This window comes from Marinobacter sp., from assembly GCF_052094685.1.
In the GTDB taxonomy this organism is placed as follows: domain Bacteria; phylum Pseudomonadota; class Gammaproteobacteria; order Pseudomonadales; family Oleiphilaceae; genus Marinobacter.
In genome coordinates this window covers 1-21,448 of record NZ_JBQDKB010000064.1, presented here as the reverse complement: position 1 = coordinate 21,448, position 21,448 = coordinate 1, and the positions used below count along the sequence as shown (strand labels likewise).

Annotated in this window: 26 protein-coding genes; 15 read left to right on the top strand and 11 right to left on the bottom strand. The window is 53.1% G+C overall.

What is annotated here, in order from left to right; translation table 11 throughout:
- The 3 genes from ACTH3S_RS12915 to ACTH3S_RS12905 form a co-directional block, all read right to left on the bottom strand.
- Positions 1-295 (bottom strand): iron-containing alcohol dehydrogenase (locus tag ACTH3S_RS12915; protein WP_441809421.1); only part of this gene is annotated, 295 nt, incomplete at its 3' end.
- A complete protein-coding gene (locus ACTH3S_RS12910) occupies positions 295-840 on the bottom strand; it encodes a hypothetical protein (protein ID WP_441809420.1) in 546 nt (181 codons plus the stop codon). The genes ACTH3S_RS12910 and ACTH3S_RS12915, both read right to left, overlap by 1 nt.
- A 195-nt stretch (positions 841-1,035) precedes the next feature.
- On the bottom strand, positions 1,036-2,277 hold the full coding sequence (locus ACTH3S_RS12905) for a M48 family metalloprotease (RefSeq protein ID WP_441809422.1): 1,242 nt from the start codon (positions 2,275-2,277) through the stop codon (positions 1,036-1,038).
- 143 nt (positions 2,278-2,420) lie between these two features.
- On the opposite strand from ACTH3S_RS12905, the gene ACTH3S_RS12900 reads away from it, so the two are divergent.
- The 8 genes from ACTH3S_RS12900 (at position 2,421) to ACTH3S_RS12865 (ending at position 9,886) form a co-directional block, all read left to right on the top strand.
- Positions 2,421-2,891, top strand: coding sequence for a PaaI family thioesterase (locus ACTH3S_RS12900; RefSeq protein ID WP_441809419.1), 471 nt, complete (start codon positions 2,421-2,423; stop codon positions 2,889-2,891).
- A complete protein-coding gene (locus ACTH3S_RS12895; RefSeq protein WP_441809418.1) occupies positions 2,888-3,322 on the top strand; it encodes a PaaI family thioesterase in 435 nt (144 codons plus the stop codon). The genes ACTH3S_RS12900 and ACTH3S_RS12895 overlap by 4 nt, the downstream gene beginning before the upstream one ends.
- Before the next feature lie 98 nt (positions 3,323-3,420).
- Positions 3,421-5,313, top strand: a complete 1,893-nt coding sequence (htpG, locus tag ACTH3S_RS12890) for a molecular chaperone HtpG (protein ID WP_441809417.1) — start codon at positions 3,421-3,423, stop codon at positions 5,311-5,313.
- A 5-nt stretch (positions 5,314-5,318) separates the two neighbouring features.
- Positions 5,319-5,537 (top strand): DUF2835 domain-containing protein, encoded by a 219-nt coding sequence (locus ACTH3S_RS12885; RefSeq protein WP_441809416.1) that lies wholly within the window; start codon positions 5,319-5,321, stop codon positions 5,535-5,537.
- Between the two features lie 115 nt (positions 5,538-5,652).
- Positions 5,653-7,095, top strand: a complete 1,443-nt coding sequence (locus tag ACTH3S_RS12880; RefSeq protein WP_441809415.1) for a catalase — start codon at positions 5,653-5,655, stop codon at positions 7,093-7,095.
- Between the two features lie 42 nt (positions 7,096-7,137).
- A complete protein-coding gene (gene arsH, locus ACTH3S_RS12875) occupies positions 7,138-7,857 on the top strand; it encodes an arsenical resistance protein ArsH (protein WP_441809414.1) in 720 nt (239 codons plus the stop codon).
- Positions 7,858-7,859: 2 nt separating this feature from the next.
- Positions 7,860-8,831 (top strand): tRNA dihydrouridine synthase, encoded by a 972-nt coding sequence (locus ACTH3S_RS12870; RefSeq protein WP_441809413.1) that lies wholly within the window; start codon positions 7,860-7,862, stop codon positions 8,829-8,831.
- Between the two features lie 62 nt (positions 8,832-8,893).
- On the top strand, positions 8,894-9,886 hold the full coding sequence (locus ACTH3S_RS12865; RefSeq protein ID WP_441809412.1) for an MBL fold metallo-hydrolase: 993 nt from the start codon (positions 8,894-8,896) through the stop codon (positions 9,884-9,886).
- A 2-nt stretch (positions 9,887-9,888) separates the two neighbouring features.
- Here ACTH3S_RS12865 and ACTH3S_RS12860 read toward each other — a convergent pair whose 3' ends face one another.
- Both ACTH3S_RS12860 and ACTH3S_RS12855 read right to left on the bottom strand, forming a co-directional pair.
- On the bottom strand, positions 9,889-10,902 hold the full coding sequence (locus tag ACTH3S_RS12860) for a class I fructose-bisphosphate aldolase (RefSeq protein ID WP_441809411.1): 1,014 nt from the start codon (positions 10,900-10,902) through the stop codon (positions 9,889-9,891).
- Between the two features lie 27 nt (positions 10,903-10,929).
- The gene (locus ACTH3S_RS12855; protein ID WP_441809410.1) at positions 10,930-11,196 is read right to left on the bottom strand and encodes a DksA/TraR family C4-type zinc finger protein; all 267 of its coding nucleotides are present in this window, start codon (positions 11,194-11,196) and stop codon (positions 10,930-10,932) included.
- A 132-nt stretch (positions 11,197-11,328) separates the two neighbouring features.
- Between ACTH3S_RS12855 and ACTH3S_RS12850 the strand changes: the two genes are divergently transcribed.
- Positions 11,329-12,087 carry a DUF1499 domain-containing protein gene (locus ACTH3S_RS12850; RefSeq protein ID WP_441809409.1) on the top strand — a complete coding sequence of 253 codons (759 nt, stop codon included), beginning with the start codon at positions 11,329-11,331 and terminating at the stop codon, positions 12,085-12,087.
- 100 nt (positions 12,088-12,187) lie between these two features.
- Complete coding sequence (locus tag ACTH3S_RS12845; RefSeq protein WP_441809408.1) at positions 12,188-12,877, top strand: class I SAM-dependent methyltransferase; 690 nt, start codon at positions 12,188-12,190, stop codon at positions 12,875-12,877.
- A 109-nt stretch (positions 12,878-12,986) separates the two neighbouring features.
- On the opposite strand, the gene ACTH3S_RS12840 is transcribed toward ACTH3S_RS12845, so the two are convergent.
- The 3 genes from ACTH3S_RS12840 to ACTH3S_RS12830 all read right to left on the bottom strand — a co-directional run bounded on the left by ACTH3S_RS12840 (position 12,987) and on the right by ACTH3S_RS12830 (position 14,279).
- Positions 12,987-13,340 carry a YkgJ family cysteine cluster protein gene (locus ACTH3S_RS12840; protein ID WP_441809407.1) on the bottom strand — a complete coding sequence of 118 codons (354 nt, stop codon included), beginning with the start codon at positions 13,338-13,340 and terminating at the stop codon, positions 12,987-12,989.
- Between the two features lie 27 nt (positions 13,341-13,367).
- Entirely contained in the window at positions 13,368-13,529 is a 162-nt protein-coding gene (locus tag ACTH3S_RS12835; protein ID WP_441809406.1) for a diguanylate cyclase domain-containing protein, read from the bottom strand.
- Between the two features lie 375 nt (positions 13,530-13,904).
- Positions 13,905-14,279 carry a YajD family HNH nuclease gene (locus ACTH3S_RS12830; protein ID WP_441809405.1) on the bottom strand — a complete coding sequence of 125 codons (375 nt, stop codon included), beginning with the start codon at positions 14,277-14,279 and terminating at the stop codon, positions 13,905-13,907.
- Positions 14,280-14,524: 245 nt separating this feature from the next.
- On the opposite strand from ACTH3S_RS12830, the gene ACTH3S_RS12825 reads away from it, so the two are divergent.
- The 5 genes from ACTH3S_RS12825 to rlmF all read left to right on the top strand — a co-directional run bounded on the left by ACTH3S_RS12825 (position 14,525) and on the right by rlmF (position 19,119).
- Positions 14,525-15,814, top strand: a complete 1,290-nt coding sequence (locus tag ACTH3S_RS12825) for a cation:proton antiporter (RefSeq protein ID WP_441809404.1) — start codon at positions 14,525-14,527, stop codon at positions 15,812-15,814.
- A gap of 158 nt (positions 15,815-15,972) precedes the next feature.
- Positions 15,973-16,530, top strand: coding sequence for a ferritin-like domain-containing protein (locus ACTH3S_RS12820; RefSeq protein ID WP_441809403.1), 558 nt, complete (start codon positions 15,973-15,975; stop codon positions 16,528-16,530).
- A 119-nt stretch (positions 16,531-16,649) separates the two neighbouring features.
- The gene (locus tag ACTH3S_RS12815) at positions 16,650-17,294 is read left to right on the top strand and encodes a Crp/Fnr family transcriptional regulator (RefSeq protein WP_441809402.1); all 645 of its coding nucleotides are present in this window, start codon (positions 16,650-16,652) and stop codon (positions 17,292-17,294) included.
- A gap of 69 nt (positions 17,295-17,363) precedes the next feature.
- Positions 17,364-17,987: a cytochrome P460 family protein gene (locus ACTH3S_RS12810; RefSeq protein ID WP_441809401.1), complete on the top strand. Its 624-nt coding sequence runs from the start codon at positions 17,364-17,366 to the stop codon at positions 17,985-17,987.
- Between the two features lie 169 nt (positions 17,988-18,156).
- Entirely contained in the window at positions 18,157-19,119 is a 963-nt protein-coding gene (gene rlmF / locus ACTH3S_RS12805) for a 23S rRNA (adenine(1618)-N(6))-methyltransferase RlmF (protein ID WP_441809400.1), read from the top strand.
- A 3-nt stretch (positions 19,120-19,122) separates the two neighbouring features.
- Here the strand turns inward: rlmF and ACTH3S_RS12800 are convergent, their stop codons facing one another.
- The 3 genes from ACTH3S_RS12800 to phnE all read right to left on the bottom strand — a co-directional run bounded on the left by ACTH3S_RS12800 (position 19,123) and on the right by phnE (position 21,392).
- Positions 19,123-19,788 (bottom strand): glutathione S-transferase, encoded by a 666-nt coding sequence (locus ACTH3S_RS12800; protein ID WP_441809399.1) that lies wholly within the window; start codon positions 19,786-19,788, stop codon positions 19,123-19,125.
- An 85-nt stretch (positions 19,789-19,873) separates the two neighbouring features.
- Positions 19,874-20,662: an HAD-IIB family hydrolase gene (locus tag ACTH3S_RS12795; RefSeq protein ID WP_441809398.1), complete on the bottom strand. Its 789-nt coding sequence runs from the start codon at positions 20,660-20,662 to the stop codon at positions 19,874-19,876.
- Positions 20,663-20,696: 34 nt separating this feature from the next.
- Positions 20,697-21,392, bottom strand: coding sequence for a phosphonate ABC transporter, permease protein PhnE (gene phnE, locus ACTH3S_RS12790; protein ID WP_441809397.1), 696 nt, complete (start codon positions 21,390-21,392; stop codon positions 20,697-20,699).
- Positions 21,393-21,448 lie beyond the last annotated feature (56 nt).

The following is a 21,448-nucleotide window of genomic DNA, read 5'->3' as shown; positions in this document are numbered from 1 at the left end:
CTACCGCAATAATAGAATCGCATTTCTCTTTGCGGTAAATGGCGGCGATATCACGCACCACAGTGGTTGAGGAATCTGGCGGCACATCGTCGTAAATGCTGATGATGTCCAGGCCACTCTCTTCGCAGGCTGCAATTACAGGCTCCAGCAGGCCGGCAGCACGAACACCCTTGTCGGTCACAATCATCGGGCGCTTGGCTGCCAGACCATTTAGCTCGTAGGGGATATGCTCAAGGGCGGCTTTGCCGGCAATGACTTTTACCGGGCAGAAGAACTCATAGTAAGTGTGGGACATTAGGCTCTCGCTGTCTGGGCAAAGTGGGAGGCAACCTTCAGGTAAATTTGAGCAGCACTGATCAGTTTTTCCGGAAAGTGCAGATTTTCTGGATATTCTTTTACCGCGCGCTTGGCGACGATCTTGGGCAAGATAAACGACTCTAGGCGATTGAGTACCCGGGTCATGCGCACGGCATAACTTACGTCTCCGTCTACCAGCATGCGGTCATTGGCAAACGCGACAGCGGTCTTTTCCTGGAACGACAGCACCAAAAAAGCGTGGGCAACGTGTTTGAACCTGATGGAAACGTCCACCGGCCGAGGGGCTGAGTTGCGATGATAATGAAAGTGGCCCTCACCAATATGCTCCACGATTAGCTTGGCACCATCGGGCATCACCATCATTTCAAACAGGAACCCTTTTGGCAGCGTTTGCGCTTCTTCGCGCACTTCACGATCAACTTCACTGACCGCCTGAAGAGCCCGCCCCATTACCTGGAACATCAGCTCGACATACAGGCGGCGCGCCTGGTAAGCCAAAGGTTGGATACGTTTCGCTAACATGATCGTCATCCGATATGAGTTATTGATGATTGATTTTTAGAGTTATTGCTCTAAAAGTCAATGTTCATGGTGACGGTGCACTGGCGCCTTGCCGGCAACCCTATAGTCAGAAACGAAAAAAGGCCGAAACCCAAAGGGTTCCGACCTATTTAAACAAAGAGCTGCGACGCTTTTTAAGCGTGCAGCACAGCTGTGTTACTGGGTTAGGGCAGCCAGTTTTTGGCGTGCTTCCTCTGCAATTTCACCGCTGGATTCCGCCGCTTTGCTGTAATAAGCGATGGCATCGTTGCGCTTGTTCTTCTTCACGGCAATATCCCCTAGCCGCAGGAAAGCGATAGAGGTAGGCACAACTTCGTTTGCTCGGGTTAGGTTTTCCTGCGCCTTATCCAGATTGTTTAGCTGCAGCGCAGTTAGACCGTTGTTAAGACGATACATGAACATCTCAGGGTACATGGATACCGCCTTGTCGAAATCGGCCGAGGCTTTATCGTACTTTTTCTGCTCCTGATAGATTCGGCCACGCAGGGAATAAAACATGGCTTCGCGGGGCAGCAGTTTGATAGCTTGGTTGACCTTGTTTAGGGCTGCATTCATATCGCCCTCAGAGGCAAGTTTCATGGCTTCGTCGTGGGCCTCATAGGCAGGCTGAGCCTCACGCAGAATAGCGGTCTTCTTCTTGTAAACATCGGCACCACGGTAGCCACCGCTGCCTATCTCATCAACCAGTTTGCTGTTCTCGCGGACACGCTTGGCAGAAGGTGGGTGCGTGGCAAAGAGACCATCCACAAACCCTGCCTGCTGGCCCTCGGAAAGCTTGAGAAAAATCTCCTGCAGTTCTACCGCAGCTTGTGGATCGTAGCCGGCCTCTTTCATATAGAGGATACCGTAGTGATCCGACTCCAGTTCATCGCCCTGGCCGTATTGCGCCAGTGCAAGCTGGGTACCCACTGCGGCACCGCCCATGATCAGACCCGCCCATTCATTATCAGATAGTGCAAACCCAAGGCCAGCCACCCCGGCGCTGATCAGCATTCCCTGCTGCATGCGTTGAACACTGTGTCGCGCCGCCGCGTGAACAATCTCGTGGCCGAGCACAGAAGCCAGTTGCGCTTCATCCTCAAGCTCGGTCAGCAGTCCCCGGTTAACGGCAATCTTGCCGCCGGGTAAAGCCCAGGCGTTAGGTACACTGCTATTGAGCACTACAAATTCGTAGGGAAGGTCGGGCCGATCACTTACCTGGGCCAGCTTGTTGCCAACTTCCCGAACGTACAGGGTCAACTCAGGGTCGATATAAAACTGCCCACCCTGAGTTTGTTGGGTAGGGGTATATTGTTCTGCGCCCATGGCAAGTTCTTGACTCTCGCCGATCAACGAAAGCTGGTTTTCACCAGTTACCGGGTTTACAGAGCACCCGGTAAGCAGCAGCACAAGTGCCATAACTGGGGCGCAGCGTTGCAAGATGGCGTTTTTCACTCTCGACTCCTGTAATTGAATATCCTGAGAGATATAATTACACGGCTACTGCCGGCTTTAAATACCGAAGGCCCAAAACCAATACACGAACCACAGGTTTGTTTTGAATGAACGATCAAAATCGAGCGGACCGGGTTACCCGGTTTATCGAAACGCTCAATCAAGCTAAAGAGCTTGGTCTGGCTGTTACCGAGGCCACCGAGAACAGTCTTACCTTGTGTCTGCCATACAGCGACCGGATTATCGGCAACCCGGATACCGGCGTGATTCATGGCGGTGCCATCACAACATTGATGGACACCACGTCAGGGTCGGTTTTTATATGTGCCCTGGACGAATTTGAATTATGCCCCACGCTGGATCTGCGAGTGGACTACATGCGCCCGGCCGAGCCGCGCAAACCTGTTTACGCCCGGGCAGAGGTCTATAAAATGACCCGAAACATCATCTTTACCCGGTGCGAGGCCTATCAAGAAGGTGGCGAAACGGTGGCTAACTGCGTGGGCACTTTTATGCGCATCGGCCCCGAAGCCCTGCCAAAAGCCTACCGCGAACAAATCACCGGAGGCCCGGTATGACCGACCCAGAAATCCTGCGCTACACTCGCGACACCGGCGATTTCTCCCGGCTGATCCAAAGCATTCCATACGCAGGCTTCATCGGCCTGGAGTGTGACCAATTCGGCGACGACCTAATCTTCCGCCTACCGGCAAAGGACCAGAACCTCGGCAACCCGGTGCTACCCGCGATTCACGGCGGTGTAATTGGTGGTTTTATGGAGCTTTCAGCAGCTATCTACCTAATGCTCGCCCAAGAAACCATCCGCATGCCAAGAATCGTCAACTTCTCCCTGGACTACCTGCGCGCCGGCCTGGATCGAGAAACCTACGCAGAATGCCAACTAACCCGCCAGGGAAACCGGGTAGCAAACGTAATGATCACCGCTTGGCAAAAATCCCGAACCAAACCTATTTCCACCGCAAGAGCACACTTCCTACTAGAAGACTGATCTGGTTCGCACCCGGGGCCTTGAAATGCCCCGGCACGCCCCCACTTTTGCTGCAAGACTCATTCCCCTCACATGCTCTAAGCAGGAGAGACAAATAGATGACAGTTGAAACGCAAAAAGAAACCCTAGGTTTTCAGACCGAAGTAAAGCAGCTACTTCAGCTGATGATCCATTCCCTGTACTCAAATAAAGAAATCTTCCTCCGGGAGCTGATATCCAACGCCTCCGATGCCGAAGATAAATTGCGCTTTGCTGCCCTGAAAGACAACGCCCTATACGAAGGCGAATCCGACCTACAAATCCGCCTGGACTTCGACAAAGAAGCCAACACCATCACGCTATCCGATAACGGCATCGGCATGACCCGTGATGACGTTGTACAGAATCTGGGCACCATTGCCCGCTCCGGCACCGCAGAATTCCTGCAGCAGCTATCTGGCGATGAGAAAAAAGACAGCCAGCTAATCGGCCAGTTTGGTGTGGGCTTTTACTCTGCCTTCATCGTTGCCGACAAAGTAGACGTATTCACCCGCCGGGCAGGGGCGCCAGCCGAAGAGGGCGTTCACTGGCAGTCTGCCGGCGACGGCGAATTCACCATTGAGCAAGTTGCCCGCGATAAGCGCGGCACCGAGATTGTTATCCACCTTAAAGAAGAAGCCAGCGATTTTGCTGATGGCCTGCGCCTGCGCACCCTGGTGAAAAAGTACTCTGACCACATTTCCTTCCCAGTAATCATGAAGTCAGAGCCGACTGAAGAAGGCGAAGAGAGCAAAGACGAAACCGTTAACGACGCAACCGCGCTGTGGACTCTGCCCCGTACCGAGATTAAGGACGAGGAATACAAAGAGTTCTACAAACACATTGCTCACGACTTTGAAGACCCACTGATCTGGTCTCACAACAAGGTTGAAGGCAAGCTCGACTACACCAGCCTGCTGTACATCCCGGCCCGCGCGCCGTTCGATATGTACAACCGCGACGCGCCCCGTGGCTTGAAGTTATACGTGCAGCGCGTGTTCATCATGGACGACGCCGAACAGTTCCTGCCGCTATACCTGCGCTTTGCCAAAGGTGTGGTGGATTCTAACGATCTGTCCTTGAACGTGTCCCGTGAGATTCTGCAGAACGATGCCACCGTGGATAGCATCCGCACTGCGCTTACCAAGCGTGTGCTGGATATGCTGTCGAAGCTGTCAAAGAGAGATGCAGACGAGTACCAGAAGTTCTGGGGCGAGTTTGGCACGGTTCTTAAGGAAGGCGCTGCGGAAGACTTCAGCAACCGCGAGAAAATCGGCGGCCTGCTGCGCTTTGCGTCAACCCACACAGGTGAAGAGACCCAAAACGTGTCTCTGGACCAGTACATCGAGCGGATGAAAGAAGGTCAGAACAAGATCTACTACATTACCGCTGATAACTTCATGGCTGCCAAGAGCAGCCCGCATCTGGAGGTCTTCCGTAAGAAAGGCATCGAGGTGCTGATCCTCTCTGACCGTATCGACGAGTGGATGATGGGTTATCTCACCGAGTACGACAGCAAGCAGCTTCAGGACGTTGCCCGCGGCGATCTTGATCTTGGCGAGGTAGAAACCGAGGAAGACAAGAAGCACAAGGAAGAAGCTGCCGAAGAGCACAAAGACCTGCTTGAGCGTATCAAAACCTCCCTTACCGACCGGGTGCAGGAAGTGCGGGTAACCAACCGCCTGACCGATTCACCGGCGTGCTTGGTAGTGGGTGACTTTGATATGGGAGCCCAGATGAAGAAGATCATGGAAGCGGCGGGCCAGAAGGTTCCGGACAGCAAGCCGATCTTTGAAATTAACGTAGACCACCCGCTGGTTCAGCGTTTGGAAAGCGAGAAGGGTGATGAGCGTTTCAGCGAGCTCTCTGCCGTTCTGTTAGACCAGGCCACACTGGCCAGCGGTGAGCAATTGCAGGACCCGGGTGCCTATGTAACCCGCCTGAACCGTCTGTTGCTGGAACTGGCTAACTAAGTTCTATGCACCAGATTATTGTGGACATAAGCATCAGCCCTGATGAGTGGATAAAGCTCTATCAGGGCGTTGCCGTTGATGTTCGCACCACGGCCCGGGACGGACGCTCTGTTCGCTTCCCGGCCCGTATCCTCTCCCGTTTTTATCTACGCAACGGCGTTCGCGGCTCCTTTCGTATCGTATTTAATGAACAAGGTAAATTTGAGTTCATTGAACGTATTTAGCATTTCCTTTCCATCGATAGTTAAAAACTTTAGCAATCTTTCTCCGAATTGATTATCCCGTCGTCACTATCTAGCCTATTGTGAGTCTACTAAGGACAAACGAGGAGACGACCCAATGAGCGATAAAAAACAGTTAACGACAACCTCTGGCAACCCGATTGGTGATAACCAGAACAGCCTTTCTGCTGGCGCACGTGGGCCGTTGATGGTGCAGGATTATCAACTGATCGAAAAGCTTGCTCACCAAAACCGGGAGCGTATTCCAGAGCGCGCTGTGCACGCGAAAGGGTGGGGCGCTTTCGGAACCCTTACCATAACCAACGACATTACCCAGTATAGTAAGGCCAAGGTGTTCTCTGAAGTCGGCAAAAAAACAGACATGGTTGCCCGCTTTTCTACCGTGGCTGGTGAAGCCGGCGCTGCAGATGCGGAACGCGATGTACGTGGCTTCTCGTTAAAGTTCTACACTGACGAAGGCAACTGGGACCTGGTAGGCAACAATACGCCAGTGTTCTTCGTGCGTGACGCCTATAAGTTTCCCGATTTTATTCATACCCAGAAGCGCCACCCCAAAACCAACCTGCGCTCGTCCACGGCAAAGTGGGATTTCTGGTCCCAGAGCCCAGAAAGTATGCATCAGGTGACTATTCTGATGTCAGATCGTGGTTTGCCCACTGATGTGCGCCACATCAACGGCTACGGTTCTCACACCTACAGCCTGATTAACGCGGAAGGCGAGCGGGTGTGGTGCAAGTTCCACTTCAAAACTCAGCAGGGCCATAAGCACTACACAGATGAAGAAGCGGAGCAGGCGATTGCCAAGAGCCGTGAAACCACTCAGGAAGATTTGTTCGGCGCCATTGAGAAGGGCGACTTTCCCAAGTGGAACGTCTTCATTCAAGTAATGACACAGGTGCAGTCTGAAACCTTTGAGCACGACCCGTTTGATATCACCAAGGTGTGGCCACACGCAGACTACCCACTGATTGAAGTGGGCGTGATGGAGCTTAACCGTAACCCGCAGAACTATTTTGCGGAAGTGGAGAACGCGGCTTACAGCCCATCGAATATCGTTCCGGGTATCAGTTGGTCGCCGGATAAAATGCTGCAGGCGCGGGTGTTTTCATACGCAGATGCGCACAGGTATCGCTTGGGCACCCATTACGAGCACCTGCCGGTGAATCGCCCGAAATCTCAGGTGAACCACTATCACAAAGACGGCAGCATGCGGTTCTTTGATAACTTTCATGAGAACCCCGATGCCTATTACGAGCCGAACTCCTTCAATGGGCCGGTAGAAGATAAGCAATACGTGGAGCCGCCGTTCCCGGTAACGGGCGATGGCTACCGGTACAACCATCGTGAGAACAACGATGACTTTGTTCAGCCCCGTGCGTTGTTCAATCTGTTCGATGATGGCCAGAAGGAACGATTATTCGGGAACATTGGGCGGGCGATGGACGGCGTTCCGGATGAGATTGTAGAGCGACAACTGGCGCTGTTCGATAAGGTGGACCCGGCATACGGCGCTGGTGTTCGTAAGGCGCTTGGAAGGTAGTTATAATCGCTCGTCCTGAATCTCCATAAGGACGAGCGATAAATGACTGCGTTGCAAGATCTCCCCAACATCGATCCCGATATGCTGAACCCCATCGATGTTGGGACCCTGATCGCCCCGGATTCCCCCAAGCATCCACCACGCATCTTGATGCTGTACGGGTCGCTTCGCGAACGTTCGTTCTCCCGACTTGTTACCGAAGAAGCCGCGCGATTGCTGCGCTGGTTTGGTTGCGACGTACGAATCTTCAACCCCGTCGGGCTGCCACTGCCAGATAGTGAAGAAGCCTCCCACCCCAAGGTTGCCGAGTTACGAGAGCTGGCGGAATGGTCTGAGGGTATGGTGTGGTGTTCACCAGAGCGTCACGGGTCCATGACGGGCATCATGAAGGCACAGATCGACTGGATACCCTTATCGGTCGGTGCGGTGCGTCCTACCCAAGGCAAAACCCTGGCGGTAATGCAGGTATGCGGTGGCTCCCAATCGTTCAACAGCGTAAATCAATTGCGGGTTCTAGGCCGTTGGATGCGCATGTTGACCATCCCCAATCAATCGTCGGTACCAAAGGCCCACATGGAGTTCGACGACAATAACCGCATGAAGCCGTCGCCTCTGTATGACCGCATCGTAGATGTTATGGAGGAACTGGTGAAGTTCACCTTGCTAATACGTGGCCGGAGCGCGTTTCTTACGGATCGCTACTCAGAACGCAAAGAGAGTGCTGCGGCGCTGTCTGAACGCGTAAACCAGCGGGCTATTTGACGATGCGGATAATCCTCGCCCCGATGGAAGGGTTAGTTGACGCACCCATTCGTGAAACCCTAACCAAAGTTGGTGGTATCGACCGCTGCGTAACGGAATTTATCCGTGTGACCCATACCACGTTACCGCCGCGCGTTTTCTACAAGTATGCGCCCGAGTTGTATAACCAGTCCCTCACACAGGTGGGCACACCAGTAGCGGTTCAGCTACTGGGTTCAGACCCTGAGCAGATGGGTCTGCATGGACTGAAAGCCGCTGAATTGGGTGCCACTCAGGTGGATATTAACTTCGGTTGTCCCGCAAAAACCGTGAACAAGCACAAAGGTGGTTGTGTGTTGATGCGCGAGCCCGACCTGATGCATAACATCGCGGCCGCCGTGCGCAAAGCGGTTCCAGCGCAGGTGCCGGTAACGGCGAAAATGCGCTTAGGGTATGACGACCGCTCTATGGGCGTTGCTTGCGCTCAAGCGCTGGAAGCGGCCGGGGCGGAGGAAATTGTAATCCACGCGCGCAGCAAGGTGGATGGCTACAAGCCGCCTGCGTATTGGGAAGAAATCGCCAAGGCCCGGGAGGCGGTGAAGGCCAAAGTGATTGCCAATGGTGAGATCTGGACAGTGGCGGATTACTGGCGCTGCCGCGAGGTTTCCGGCTGCGAGGATGTAATGATTGGCCGGGGCCTGATTGCAAGGCCAGACTTGGCGCAGCAGATCAAAGCCAGCCAGCAAGGCGTAGAAGTTGAAGATATGACCTGGCTGGAAGCGGTGGCACTGGTGAAAGAATACGCCGGCGTGCTGCAAGGATGGCTGGAAGACAAGTATGTAACCGGTCGCATCAAACAATGGCTAAACCTGCTACGACAAGGATTCCCCGAAGCTGAAGTTCTGTGGCCCCAGGCTCGCAAACTTCGTGAGGTCGCGCCCATGCTGGCGTGTTTGGAGCAACATGTTCCTGTATTGCGAACTACACTGGTATAGAGCAGCCATGGGGTCGCAGTTATCGTGGTTGGAAAGATAAAACCACGACGGAGGGATGTGTTATGTCCGAACAGTCGAAATTGAGAGCCTTTGCAGGACTCACGGGTGGCGTATGCTTGTCTCTCAGCCTGATGTCCGGCGCAAGTGCCGCAGAAAGTGATGTAAAGGTCACGCCGCTGGGAAGTCATGATGGCGAGTTCTGTGCTCTGGATCGGGCCATGGTGTTTGAGGATCCCAACGGTACCCGCATTCTTTACGATGCTGGCCGCACTGTAGCTGGCCCAGATGATCCCCGTCTTGGCCATATTGATGTGGTATTGGTATCGCACATGCACGGAGATCACGTGGGAGATCGCCGTATCAAGGAGACTAATTCCGGAACCTGTGCTGGCCCGGACTTTCCGATAGTCACGTTGCCGCAGTCCAACACCGTGGATATTGCGATAAAGAAACGGGCAAAGATTGTAACCGGTAGCGAGATGCCTGCGTTCTTTGCGACAAAGCTTGAGACGGCTGGTGGCGATCCTGCCAACTCCATGCTTGTGCGTTTCGGTGGTGATCTGAACGTAGGCGGAGTGGCTATTACCACCGTATCGGCGGACCACAGCAATGGGGTTTCACCGTCCTTCCTGACCGGTCCTCTGGCGGATCATTTGAAAGCCGCGGGCGTAAGCGCAAGTGTTGGGCCTCCTACGGGTTACGTGCTGACTTTTTCAAATGGCCTAGTGGTTTATCTGTCTGGGGACACCGGCATGACGGCCGAGCAAAAATTGGTGGTGAACGACCATTATGGCGCTGAGTTAGTGGTAATGAACATTGGTGACACTTACACCACCGGACCCAAAGAGGCGGCCTACGTCATCAATGATCTGATTGAGCCGAAGGCAGTCATTGCCTCACACGCCAACGAATCGGCAACGTTCGGTGGCGCGCTGAAACAGGGCACACGAACATCCTTGTTCCGGGACCTGGTAAAAGTCCCCATGCATATTCCTTTGAGTGGGCGCACCATCGCTTTTAACGGCGACGGCGGCTGTACGGAAGGGTGTAACTGACATTAACCTTCCATATCCGTTTTATAATCGCCAGAGCTGGCCGCGCCATTGAGTCTGGCCCGCTTGAGCATTGCATGCTGGGTAGCGTCCTTGTTGTTCAGCTTGCCAGCCCAAGCCTTCTGTGCCGGTTCCTGCAAAGCTCGGCCGTAAGAAAAACTCAGGTACCAAGGATGCTGGCCAAGGCTGTTTAGGGCGTTCAGGTTTAGGGTGGCTTCTTCGGGCGTTTGCCCGCCGGAAAGGAAACTGATGCCTGGAACGGCCGCAGGCACAACTTCACGGAATACCCGCAATGTGGCTTCTGCCACATCTTCCGGCGATGCTTTCGCGCACGCCTTACCAGGCGTGACCATGCTGGGCTTTAAAATCATGGTTTCCAGTTGCACCCGGTGACGGCGAAGTGCGTTGAAAACCTCTGCAATGACAGCTTCGTTCACCTCAGCAGACCGTTCGATGGTGTGATCGCCATCAATCAGAACTTCTGGTTCCACAATCGGCACAATGCCCATGGACTGGCAGAGCGCGGCGTATCTGGCTAGCATTTCAGCATTGGCTTCAAGCGCCGCGCGTGAGGGCAGGGTGTTGGAAATATTGTACACACCGCGCCACTTAGCAAAGCGAGCGCCCTGGTTTTTGTAAACTTCCAATCGGTCGTCCAGACCGTCTAGGCCATAGGTTATTTCATCACCGGGGGCGTTGATCAGCGGCTTCTTTCCCTTATCTACCTTAATGCCTGGCACAATACCCTGGCTTTCAAGAAGTTTCGCCATAGGCATGTTATCCAAACTGGTTTGGCCAAGGGTTTCTTCGAAAAGAATCACACCACTGATGAACTCCCCAAGCCCAGGTGTGGAGAAAATCAGGCTGCGATATTCCCGACGCTTGTCTTCTGTGGGTTCAACATCAACGGCCTTGAAGCGTTTGGCAATGGTAGGGTGACTTTCGTCGGCAGCAAGAATGCCTCTGCCTGGCTGAACAAGCTCCTGAATTGTTGAAAACAGTTCGCTTTGAATACTCATGCTGGCTCCTTTGGTATTGCATCTAGGCTATCGCAACTGGCTGTCTTTACTACCTCGTCGGTTAATGCCGCCTGCTGCTGTGTCCTGCTTTTCCAGTTCCGCCTGGCAGTTCACGCACAGGCGTACGCCTGGAATGGCTTTACGTCGCGCTTCCGGAATAGGGCAGTCGCATTCTTCGCAGAATTCCGCGCTTTCGCCTGTGCCCAAATGGCTACGGGCCTCGGCAACGGCATCCTCCACACTTGCATCAATCTGATCCTGAACAGCCCCGTCGCGGGCCCAGCCACCAGCCATAATGTTGCTCCTGTGAAACCCTTAACCTATCGTGTGTTTCCAGCATACCAAAGCCACAGTGATCGGGCTAAGTTGGGTGCTCGTACTTATAAGGCATTACGTTACTGCCCACACAGCAAGAAAGGAAACAAAATGTCCACACATACAAACTCCCTACGCCGCGGTGGCAAATGGCCACTGATTACTGCCTGGCTTGGTGTAGTCCTGCTGCTAACGGCAGCTGTTCTTATGGTTGGTTCCGGGATAGCGTATAAGGCTGAGTGGATATCGTTGGGCACTTCTTTCACATGGCTGAAACAGGGCGCCGAGCTTTCGGTCGCGGCCGCAGTGTTAGGCCTGCTAACACTTATTGTTGGAGGAATTTGCCGCCGGTGGCGCCCGGCGCTGGTTGGTGCAGTGGTGAGCATGGCCGTAGTTGCAATGATTGCCATGCCCATGCAGCTGAAACAGCGGGCCCAGAGCGTGCCGCCTATCCACGATATAACCACCGATACGCAAAACCCTCCAGCCTTCAAGGCCCTAGCCGCCGCCCGTGAGAAAGCGCCGAATGAAGTGGATTACCCGGGTGCAGTAACGGCCCGTCAGCAACAGGCCGCCTACCCAGATCTAAAGCCCATTATTCTTGAAATGTCGCTGGCGGACACCATGGTCGCCACGAAAGCGGCTGTTAAGAAGCGTGGTTGGGAGATAGCTGAAGCCACCGATAGCACCATCGAAGCCACTGCCACCACTCGATGGTTCGGCTTCAAAGACGATGTGGTTATCCGCATGACGGATACGGGGAACGGCGTGCAGATCGATATGCGTTCGGCCTCAAGGGTAGGGAAGAGCGATGTGGGCACTAATGCCGAGCGGATTCAGGCTTTTTTTGAGGATTTGGAGAACCGATAATATCGTTGCTGGTGCACAATGTGGGTATACTCGGAAGGTATAGGATTTTGCCGCTTCTTTTCATAGGTTGGCGGGCCTAACTCCTTAAGTGTGACCCACAATGAAAGCACCACTGCGTCTTCGGTATCAAACCATTGAGTTCGCGAACGTGGATATTCACGTTTGCACCTTGCGTGATAACCAGCAGTTTGACGATCCAAACGACGTCGCTCTCAAGTTGGGTATCTCCTCCGCTACCTGGCCACTCTTCGGCATAATTTGGCCATCCAGCATGGTGCTTGCCCACTACATGGCAGTCCACGAGACTGAGGGAAAGCGAATACTGGAGATTGGTTGCGGAATGGCACTATCCAGCCTGCTTCTGAACCAACGTCATGACGATATCACGGCTACCGACTACCACCCCGAAGTTGGCTTTTTTTTGGAGCGCAATACACAGCTAAACCAAGGGAAAGCCATAGGTTATCAACGGCTTGATTGGGCAGATAAAACCAGTGATCTTGGCATGTTCGACATGATTATTGGCAGCGATCTGTTATACGAAGACGAGCACATCAATCTACTGGCAGATTTCATTCATAAGCACTCACATGCTACCTGTGAAGTGATTCTGGTTGACCCAGGCCGAGGCCGAAAAAACAAATTTAGCCGGCGAATGGAAGCTCACGGGTTTAGTTATTCGCACACTAAGCCGGAGCATACCGACTATCTTGAGCGGCCTTTTAAAGGGCATATATTGAGGTTTTGGCGGGGTGATGTGCAGATCTGGCCTAGTGCTCCTAAGCCCTAGGCCACAGAAGAACCGCCTCAAAGGATTCCGCTGATATGTCGGCAACGTACCCGGCGAAACCATGTTTTCATGAAGCTTGAGGCAGTGTTGTTTAACAGTTATTGAGAACCTACACCAACACCTGCCGTGTATTAGCGATGTAGTGATGAACCTGGCGCTCAATGTCTGGGTCCACCATGTTTTCCGGGCGGCGGTCATTGGGGCAGGGCATCTTCGGTGTTGTGCCAAACAATCGGCAGATTAACGGCCGTTCTCCGTACACAGTGCAGCCGTTAGGGCCGAGATGTACACAGCTGAAGTCATTCAATGCGGCTTCATGTTCGGCGTCGGTTTTCACGGGTAGGCGCGACATTTCTTCCGAAGAAGTCGTTACCGGCCCACAGCAATCGTGACAACCTGGCACACATTCGAAAGACGGAATGTTCTCGCGCAGCCGCGCAATAATATCTCGATTTTTATACATTGCTTCCCGCGCTTCTCGGCGTCCTGTTTACGCAGTTTCGGTGAGTGGCGTTAGCCAACCGAATTCTGCACGATTGCGGCCTTTTTGCTTGGCACTGTAAAGCGCATTATCGGCCTCCTGCATTAAGTCTGCAAAACTTCCGTGGTGTTCGGTGCGTTCGACACCGCCAATGCTGGCGGAAAGGTTCAAGGGTAGGCCATTTACGTTGGCGCCCGCGCAGGCGCATCTCTGACCGTATGAAGGCCAGCAGAGGCAACGTGAGTGTAGTGGCGGTTGCTAGCAGAATGTGATTCACCAGGATCAGCCGTAGAACCGTATCTGTGTTGAACTGGTTAGCGCCGAACCAGTTCATGGTGATTGCCAAGCATTGGGCCATCATCAACATGCCGCGCAGGGAAAATAGGTCGCCCACAGTAAGCCGCCGATCATTAGATTGATCGCGATGGAGAGAAGCATCAAGGTTGGCAGGTGTACGCTGAACCCCTTAGATACCTTAGTAACAAGTTTGGGCAACGTTACAGAATAACCCGTGCATAGGTAAAGATCAGTGGGTTTCGTGTGACGTTAATTGCCTTTCTTCTCAAGTGCTTCCTTGAGTCCGGCAAACGGATTGTGTGTAGCCGCTTCACGCCTTTTTTCAGAACTGCCACCGTAGCGCACGAAATCCTCAAACTTGCTGTGTTCTTCATCATGACAATACACGCACAATAACTCCCAGTTACTGCCATCGGCGGGATTGTTGTCGTGATCATGATCCACATGGTGCACTGTCAGCTCCCGCAAATTAATACGGGTAAACTCACGGGCACAACGCCCGCATACCCAGGGGTACATTTTTATCGCGCGCTCACGATAACCGCTTTCGCGTTTTGCAATATAATCGCGCTGCTCTGCCAATAGCTTATCCAGCTTGCTTGTATTGCCGGCATTCTGGCTCATCAGAACTCCTTGTTATCAAAACCGTCGGCTGCCAAATAGCTTGTTTCATGAGCGCTCGCTTTCGCTTTGAGCTAAACGCACATCAGAAGTGAAACACTGCTCCTAATGATTACAGAAAGTTGAGTGCTAAGCGATGCCACTTTTTTGATGGTTTCTGGCTCGCTGGATGTGTTGATAGAGTAGCCAAGCGTCCAAGATTGTGTGGCGTGCTATGCTTTCTTCAACATGCGACTACTGGGTCTCTCATGACCACTGCAACTTGGTTTATATTGCTTGGCTCACTGTTACTGGTAGTGGGCTTCACTGCGTCCTACATCAAAACAGTTCCTGCCACGTCGGCCATCGTGTATCTGGTTATCGGCTTCGTTGTTGGGCCCATGGGCTTTGGTCTGTTTCATTTCAATCCGTTGAAAGAGTCGGCGTTGTTGGAGTTGCTGACTGAAATCGCGGTGCTTATTTCACTGTACTGCGCCGGTGTAAAAATGCCGGCACCGGTCAAATTCTCGCGGTGGCGCACGCCTCTGCGGTTGGCAGTTGTGTCCATGGCGTTTACGGTCGGTCTTGTGGCGCTCTTTGGATACTACTGGCTTAGCCTGCCGCTCGGCGCCGCCGTGTTGCTAGGTGCCGTGGTAGCGCCAACGGATCCAGTGCTGGCGACCGAAGTACAGACTCGTCACGCCGGCGACCCCGACCGGTTGCGTTTTGCCTTAACCTGCGAAGCGGGCATCAACGACGGCAGCGCCTTCCCCTTTGTAATGCTGGGCTTGGGCTTGTTGGGGTTGCACGATCTTGGCGATACCGGTTGGCGTTGGCTGGCGGTAGATGTGGTATGGGCCAGTGGCGCAGGTATTGGTATTGGTATTTTGGCGGGTTGTGGTGTTGGTTGGATTGTCCACACCACCCGCAAAACGTTTACGCACTCGGAGTTTCTGGAAAACTTTCTTGGCTTGGGGCTGATCGCTTTTGCCTACGGCCTCAGTTTGTTGGTGGGTGCCTGGGGCTTTTTGGCGGTATTCAGTGCCGCAGTGGCGCTGCGCCACACGGAATTGAAACAGGTAGGTCTCACGCAAAAGTACTCAAGAGCGCCCTCTGGTGACACTGCCGAAAAGGATGGATCTCAAGCCATTGTTCACATACACCAACGTTCCTTGGCCTTTAACGAACACTTAGAAAAACTCGCTGAAATTGTGCTGGTATTGCTAATCGGCGGGTCGCTTTTTTGGGACTCCTGGAGTTGGCGTGCCGTTGGGTTTGCAGCATTCCTGTTCTTCATTGCGCGCCCTATCAGCGTTCACTTGGGCTTGCTGGGAAGCAAGGCGCCAATGCGTTTACGCAATATGGCCAGTTGGTTTGGGGTGCGAGGTATTGGCTCGCTGTACTATTTGATGTACGCGATCCAGCATGGGTTGCCAGAGGAAATTGCGCTGGAGTTAATGCATCTAACTTTAGCCGTGGTTGCTTTGTCTATACTGGTTCATGGGGTAAGTGTTAAGCCAGCCATTGCCCGTTTTTGGCGCTCGCGAAACACTGGGTAGGCGCCTTTAACTGGGCTCTCAGTATAAATTGGCGGGAGAACACAAAAAAAATACCGAAAGCAAGGGGTTGAAGAGGGGGCGCTGCACGCCCACAGTAAGTTTTTGATGGAACTTCTCGAGAGTGTCAGTCCATTTACATAAAAGAGAGGAATACGACCGTGTCGAACCAACCATTTCTTACCGATATCAAAATCATTCGCGAACGTGCTCGTCAACACATCGAACAAGGTGCTGTCACCGAAGGCTATACAGCGGATCGCGAAAACGTCATTAATCTGCTTAACGCAGCCTTGGCCACTGAAATTGTCTGCACGCTGCGCTACAAGCGCCATTACTTCATGGCGGACGGTTTGAGCGCGAGCGTCGCCAAGGCTGAATTTTTGGAACACGCTCAGCAGGAACAGCAGCATGCGGACTGGCTGGCAGAGCGTATCGTGCAGCTCGGCGGTGCGCCGAACTTCTCCCCAGAAGGTCTGCTAAGCCGTTCTCATGCGGAATATACAGAAGGCGACTCTCTGCGCGAGATGATCAAAGAAGATCTAATCGCCGAGCGTATTGCCGTTGATAGCTATCGCGAAATTGCCACTTACCTGGGTGACAAAGACCCCACGTCCCGGCGCCTGATGGAAGACATACTGGCCCAGGAAGAAGAGCACGCCGACGACATGGCCGGCCTGCTCGAGGGATTGGATGAGATGCAAGGCCGTAAAGGTTAAGAAGGCAGCTTATGGGCCTGCTCACGAAGAGCAGGCCCATGCTCTGGACGCCCGACCATGATAGCAGCTGAGTGTTAGCCGCTTCACCACACTGCAACCCTTAGAAAGGGTGTAACTCTATGGAAAGCCCGGCAGACCAAACGTTGCCATTTTGTAGCCTGAACCTTACACCGGGTGATGTGCTTTATCAGCAAGGCCAAACCGAAAACCACATATATGTAATTGAATCAGGGCACCTCAAGCTGGAACACGTGAATACGGCTGGTGCAGCGAGCATTTCGGCTGTTCTGGGGGCAGGGGAAATATTGGGGCCAGGCCTGGGTAACACAGCGCGCGCAACGCAAACCGTAACCGCAAAAGGGCCGACGCGCGTGCAGCGTCACACCGCGAAGGCATTCAGGGCGCAGCTAGTCAGTGATCATGGGTTGATGGTTCGCGTTATCGAGATGCTGGCCCGTCGCCAGGAAATCACTGAGCGACGGTTGTATGCGTTGATGACACTGGGCGTGCGTGGGCGCATTGCGGTTGCTTTGCGTGATTTGGTGGGCCAAGCTGGTGGGCACTGCGTTCATGGACATGAAGTAGATGTGCCCCTGACCCAACTGGAGTTAGCAGAGCTGGTAGGTGCCAGCCGACCGGTTGTTAGCTCCGAGCTCAACGAACTGCGCCGCGACGGGCTTCTGGATTATACCCGTGGGCATATTTGCGTTATCGACCTCAAGGCGCTGAACGCATTCTCACAAAACCTCTTGCCGAACTGTTAGGAAGCTGACAGACGAGCAACCCATGGTGGAATACGCTTTCTATGGTTAATCCCACAAGAGGCTATTCCCATGCGATTCAAAACAACACTAACCCTCACTCTTACCGCCGTCCTTGCAGGCAATATATCTTGGGTTTCGGCGGCTTCCGACGAGATGCAAGACACCATGGCTGCGGCAGAAAGTAGCGAGTTTTCGCCCTATGTTGATGCCGAAGGCACTATCAGTCGTCCCCACGAATTTCGTGACAAATGGGTACACATAGGTAGCTGGTTCGTCCGCGAAGATGATCAGGCCAGCGGCCCCGGTGTGCACGACGTATACGCAGACCCTGCGGCCGTAGAAGGCTTTCGAGAAACCGGACAATGGCCAGACGGTGCCATGCTGGTCAAAGAAATAAGCAGTATCCGGGAAGGCCAGAAAACGACAGGCTTCGCCCAATGGGCGGGTGAACCCGGCGTTTGGTTTGTTATGGTGCGCGACCGCCAGAATCGGTTCCCCGAGAATGCAGCCTGGGGTGAAGGCTGGGGCTGGGCACTGTTTACACAAGCAAGCCCAGAAACCACCACAACGGCAACCTGGAAAGGCGAAGGCTTTAACAACTGTTTCGGTTGCCACACTCCGGCGCAAGACACCGAATGGGTCTTTATCGAAGGCTACCCGGCTGTTCGTGATTTTGCCAAGTACCCAAAATAAAATTGTTCAAAAATTAAACAAACCGCGACTGGCACTAACGGCACCGGCGGTGTCGCGCCGGTCGGGGAAGTGCGTGCTAGGTATTCCGAATTCATCTATTAAGGTTACAATCACAGCCTAAACCACCGCCCACTCGGCTTTTCGAATTATAGACCCCGGACACCTTACTGTGAGCACGCTCCACCGAAGTGAAAAGAGCCAAACCACGTCTAACCGCAAAGGCTTACACCCGAGGAATCTGCACAAGCAGGGCTATGATTTTCCAACTCTCGTAAAAAGTTACCCGCCACTCGCCCCCTATGTGAACACAAACGCTCACGGCAACCTTTCTATAGAGTTCGCAGATCCCCTGGCGGTAAAAGCCTTAAATGCTGCGCTATTAAAACAGCACTACGGCATTGCCGATTGGGATATTCCAGAAGGTGCGCTTTGTCCGCCCATTCCAGGCAGAGCCGACTACATCCATTACGTAGCTGAGTTGCTTGGGTTTGGTAAGCGCAAAATCACCATGCTGGATATAGGGACGGGTGCCAACGGGATATACCCGTTGCTGGCCTGCCGAATATACGGATGGCAGTGTGTGGGCAGTGATATCAATACTCAGTCGCTTGAGAACGTAGCCTCGATTATCGCTAACAATCCCTCGCTAAAAGACCGCTTCAAACTGCGCACGCAACACGACAAAAATCATATTTTTGACGGGATAATCCAAGCGGGAGAATTTTTTGATGTCAGCGTATGCAACCCGCCTTTTCATGCATCGCAAGATGACGCCCTAAAAGGCAGCCAGCGTAAGCTCAACAACCTTTCTCGTAATCGCGGTGAGCAAAAAAATACGTCTTCCATGCTAAATTTTGGCGGCTTAGAAGCAGAGCTTTGGTGCAATGGGGGCGAACGACTGTTCCTTAAAAAGCTGATCAAAGAAAGCCAAATGTTCTGGGCTCAATGCCGCTGGTTTACAAGTCTGGTTTCGAAAAATGAAAATGTAAAACCTGCAAAAAAACTGATCAGTAAGTTGGGCGCGGTTGATATACGGGAAATAGAAATGACGCAGGGTAATAAAATCACGAGAATATTGGCTTGGACATTCATTAGCGACCCAGAAACTGACTTAGGACCGCCAAAATCGTGACCTCTAATTGCTGCCGATTAAAGATGAAGGAAAAACCACTACGTCATCCCCCTCTTGCCATGGCTGAAACTTGGCCATGGTTTGAAGAAAGAGCGGGTGCTCCAGCCAGTGTTGTAGCCACAGCTGCAGGTTAGGGTAGGGCAGGCTGTAAAAAACATTGCGATCCACATGGGCGAATTGGCGAACAAACGGCATGATGCCAATGTCGGCAATGGTCACGTTATCCCCCAGCAAGAAAGAGTTTTTAGTCAGCAACTCCTCTAAAACCTGTAAAAAGGCTTCACCCCGTTGCCGATACTCTGTTTGGGTCATTTCGGGGTGACGATCGGCGTATTTATAGCGATCCAGCCAATGTTTAAATTCGTTGTCGTTTTGCTCGATCAAAGCGTTGGCCTGATGCAAAACCTTGGCATCCAACAACCCTTGCGGATCTTGCTGCTCAAGCGCCCACGCCATTATCTCCCGGCTCTCTTCAATCACAGTACCATCAGAAAGCTGCAATACAGGCACAGTGCCTTTCGGGCTAATCGCTAGCATCTGGGCCGGTTTGTTTTTCAGGACTATCTCCCGCAGTTCCACCTGCAACCCGGCAAACAACAGACCGAGACGGGCGCGCATGGCATAGGGACAGCGACGAAAAGAGTACAGGCGATGAAGTGAAGCAGTCATGGGTGTTTTCGCGGTTGGTATCATTTTTCTCTAGGTTTGGTTGGCTTGAAATTACCGCTCAGGCAATAGGTTACATTGCCTTCTTCTATTCTATACGGCGCCCCAGCCGCTTTTGCAACCATGCGTTTGCCATTTCAGCGAAACCAAGGCCTGAAGGTTGGCTCGCTATCGCAGCCGGTCGGTGGGTCATAACCGGCAGGTGCTTGCGAATGTTGGCCACCCCCACACTCATTGGAAAGCTGCGAAACATGCACTCGTCGTTAGGTGCATCGCCAATAAAAATAGAGCGCTGCTGCAATGCTGGTGTATCCAAGCCCAGCAGTTCACGACCCACTCGAAGTGACATAGCAGATTTGTCGAAATCCCCCAGCCAGATGTTGATGTGAATCGAACTTTGCCGAACGTTGAAGCCTTGAGCATGCAGGGCATCGTAAATGGCAGCCACTTGTTCAGGCGTTAGTGACTGTTGTTGGTTGTAGTCCACAGCCACATCCACATAGCGAAATGGCTGGTCGGTGGCGAGCTTGGGCACAAAATCCAGTTTGAGCGCAGCAACGGCCTCCAATATGGCCTGCTGGTCACGCCGGTGCTTCAGTTCGTCTTCCCAGTAGTGCCAGCTAACGGTTTGCGGGGCTGTACGCTCGGCATAGAAGGCACCCCCTTCACCGATAACGGCTCTCACTGGCCAGGTTCGAATGATTTGGTCACACCAACCCGCGCAGCCTCCGGTTACCGGAATCACGCTGATGCCTGAATCTGCCAGGCGACAAATCGCGAGATAGGTTTCTGGCAGCAGTCGGCCGTCAGTCGTCAGTGTATCGTCTACATCGGTGAACAAAATGTCGGCGTTACCAAACTCAAGACTGTCTTTCATAGAATCGGTTTTCCAGTTCACAGGCGACTCAAGGTCAGATTACTTTTTTGCGCAGTACGCTGGTCAGCGCCTCGCCCAGAATGACCAAAACAACGATTGCCAGCAGAATGGTTGCTACGGTTTGCCAAGCGAACAGGTCGATAGAGCCTTGCAATAGTACCCCGATACCACCGGCGCCCACCAAACCCAACACCGTAGATTCACGGATATTGATATCCCAGCGCAAAATGATGATCGCAAAAAACGCCGGCATCACTTGGGGCACAATGGCGTAAAGCACCACCTTGAATTTACTGGCACCGGTTGCTTCCATAGCCTCAACCGGGCGACGATCGATTTCCTCAATGGCTTCGCCCATTAGCTTGCCGATGAAACCCACTGAGCGAAACATGACCGCCAAAATGCCGGCCAACACACCGGGGCCAAAAATAGCCACGAATAGCAACGCCCAGATGATGGTGTTGACGGAACGGCTAGAGACCAAAATAAACCGGCCGACCCACAAGGTGATTTTGTTCGGCGTGGTATTCTGCGCCGCGATGTAAGACACCGGCAAAGCGATGAATATCGTCAGCATGGTAGACAGAGTGGCGATATGAACGGTCTCCAGCATGGCGGAGAATATTGCACTCCACTGGCTGAATTCAGGCGGCCACATACGCGCGCCCAGGCTTTGGATTTGATTGGGTGCATCCCATACCCAAGGCCAAAAGATGTCGATATCGCGCACCGCCTGTCAATGGCCATTTATTTTGACCCACCTTTGGCCAATAAAATTGACCCACC

Excerpts from the sequence above, each read along its gene's own strand:
- ACTH3S_RS12855 (WP_441809410.1), bottom strand. The coding sequence starts at position 11,196 with ATGGCTGGTGGCTGGGCCCGCGACGGGGCTGTTCAGGATCAGATTGAT.
- ACTH3S_RS12825 (WP_441809404.1), top strand. The coding sequence starts at position 14,525 with ATGACCACTGCAACTTGGTTTATATTGCTTGGCTCACTGTTACTGGTA.
- ACTH3S_RS12830 (WP_441809405.1), bottom strand. The coding sequence starts at position 14,279 with ATGAGCCAGAATGCCGGCAATACAAGCAAGCTGGATAAGCTATTGGCA.
- ACTH3S_RS12795 (WP_441809398.1), bottom strand. The coding sequence starts at position 20,662 with ATGAAAGACAGTCTTGAGTTTGGTAACGCCGACATTTTGTTCACCGAT.
- ACTH3S_RS12815 (WP_441809402.1), top strand. The coding sequence starts at position 16,650 with ATGGAAAGCCCGGCAGACCAAACGTTGCCATTTTGTAGCCTGAACCTT.
- ACTH3S_RS12880 (WP_441809415.1), top strand. The coding sequence starts at position 5,653 with ATGAGCGATAAAAAACAGTTAACGACAACCTCTGGCAACCCGATTGGT.
- ACTH3S_RS12885 (WP_441809416.1), top strand. The coding sequence starts at position 5,319 with ATGCACCAGATTATTGTGGACATAAGCATCAGCCCTGATGAGTGGATA.
- ACTH3S_RS12895 (WP_441809418.1), top strand. The coding sequence starts at position 2,888 with ATGACCGACCCAGAAATCCTGCGCTACACTCGCGACACCGGCGATTTC.
- arsH (WP_441809414.1), top strand. The coding sequence starts at position 7,138 with ATGACTGCGTTGCAAGATCTCCCCAACATCGATCCCGATATGCTGAAC.
- htpG (WP_441809417.1), top strand. The coding sequence starts at position 3,421 with ATGACAGTTGAAACGCAAAAAGAAACCCTAGGTTTTCAGACCGAAGTA.
- ACTH3S_RS12840 (WP_441809407.1), bottom strand. The coding sequence starts at position 13,340 with ATGTATAAAAATCGAGATATTATTGCGCGGCTGCGCGAGAACATTCCG.
- ACTH3S_RS12845 (WP_441809408.1), top strand. The coding sequence starts at position 12,188 with ATGAAAGCACCACTGCGTCTTCGGTATCAAACCATTGAGTTCGCGAAC.
- ACTH3S_RS12865 (WP_441809412.1), top strand. The coding sequence starts at position 8,894 with ATGTCCGAACAGTCGAAATTGAGAGCCTTTGCAGGACTCACGGGTGGC.
- ACTH3S_RS12860 (WP_441809411.1), bottom strand. The coding sequence starts at position 10,902 with ATGAGTATTCAAAGCGAACTGTTTTCAACAATTCAGGAGCTTGTTCAG.
- ACTH3S_RS12910 (WP_441809420.1), bottom strand. The coding sequence starts at position 840 with ATGTTAGCGAAACGTATCCAACCTTTGGCTTACCAGGCGCGCCGCCTG.
- ACTH3S_RS12870 (WP_441809413.1), top strand. The coding sequence starts at position 7,860 with ATGCGGATAATCCTCGCCCCGATGGAAGGGTTAGTTGACGCACCCATT.
- ACTH3S_RS12800 (WP_441809399.1), bottom strand. The coding sequence starts at position 19,788 with ATGACTGCTTCACTTCATCGCCTGTACTCTTTTCGTCGCTGTCCCTAT.
- ACTH3S_RS12905 (WP_441809422.1), bottom strand. The coding sequence starts at position 2,277 with ATGGCACTTGTGCTGCTGCTTACCGGGTGCTCTGTAAACCCGGTAACT.
- ACTH3S_RS12810 (WP_441809401.1), top strand. The coding sequence starts at position 17,364 with ATGCGATTCAAAACAACACTAACCCTCACTCTTACCGCCGTCCTTGCA.
- ACTH3S_RS12850 (WP_441809409.1), top strand. The coding sequence starts at position 11,329 with ATGTCCACACATACAAACTCCCTACGCCGCGGTGGCAAATGGCCACTG.
- ACTH3S_RS12900 (WP_441809419.1), top strand. The coding sequence starts at position 2,421 with ATGAACGATCAAAATCGAGCGGACCGGGTTACCCGGTTTATCGAAACG.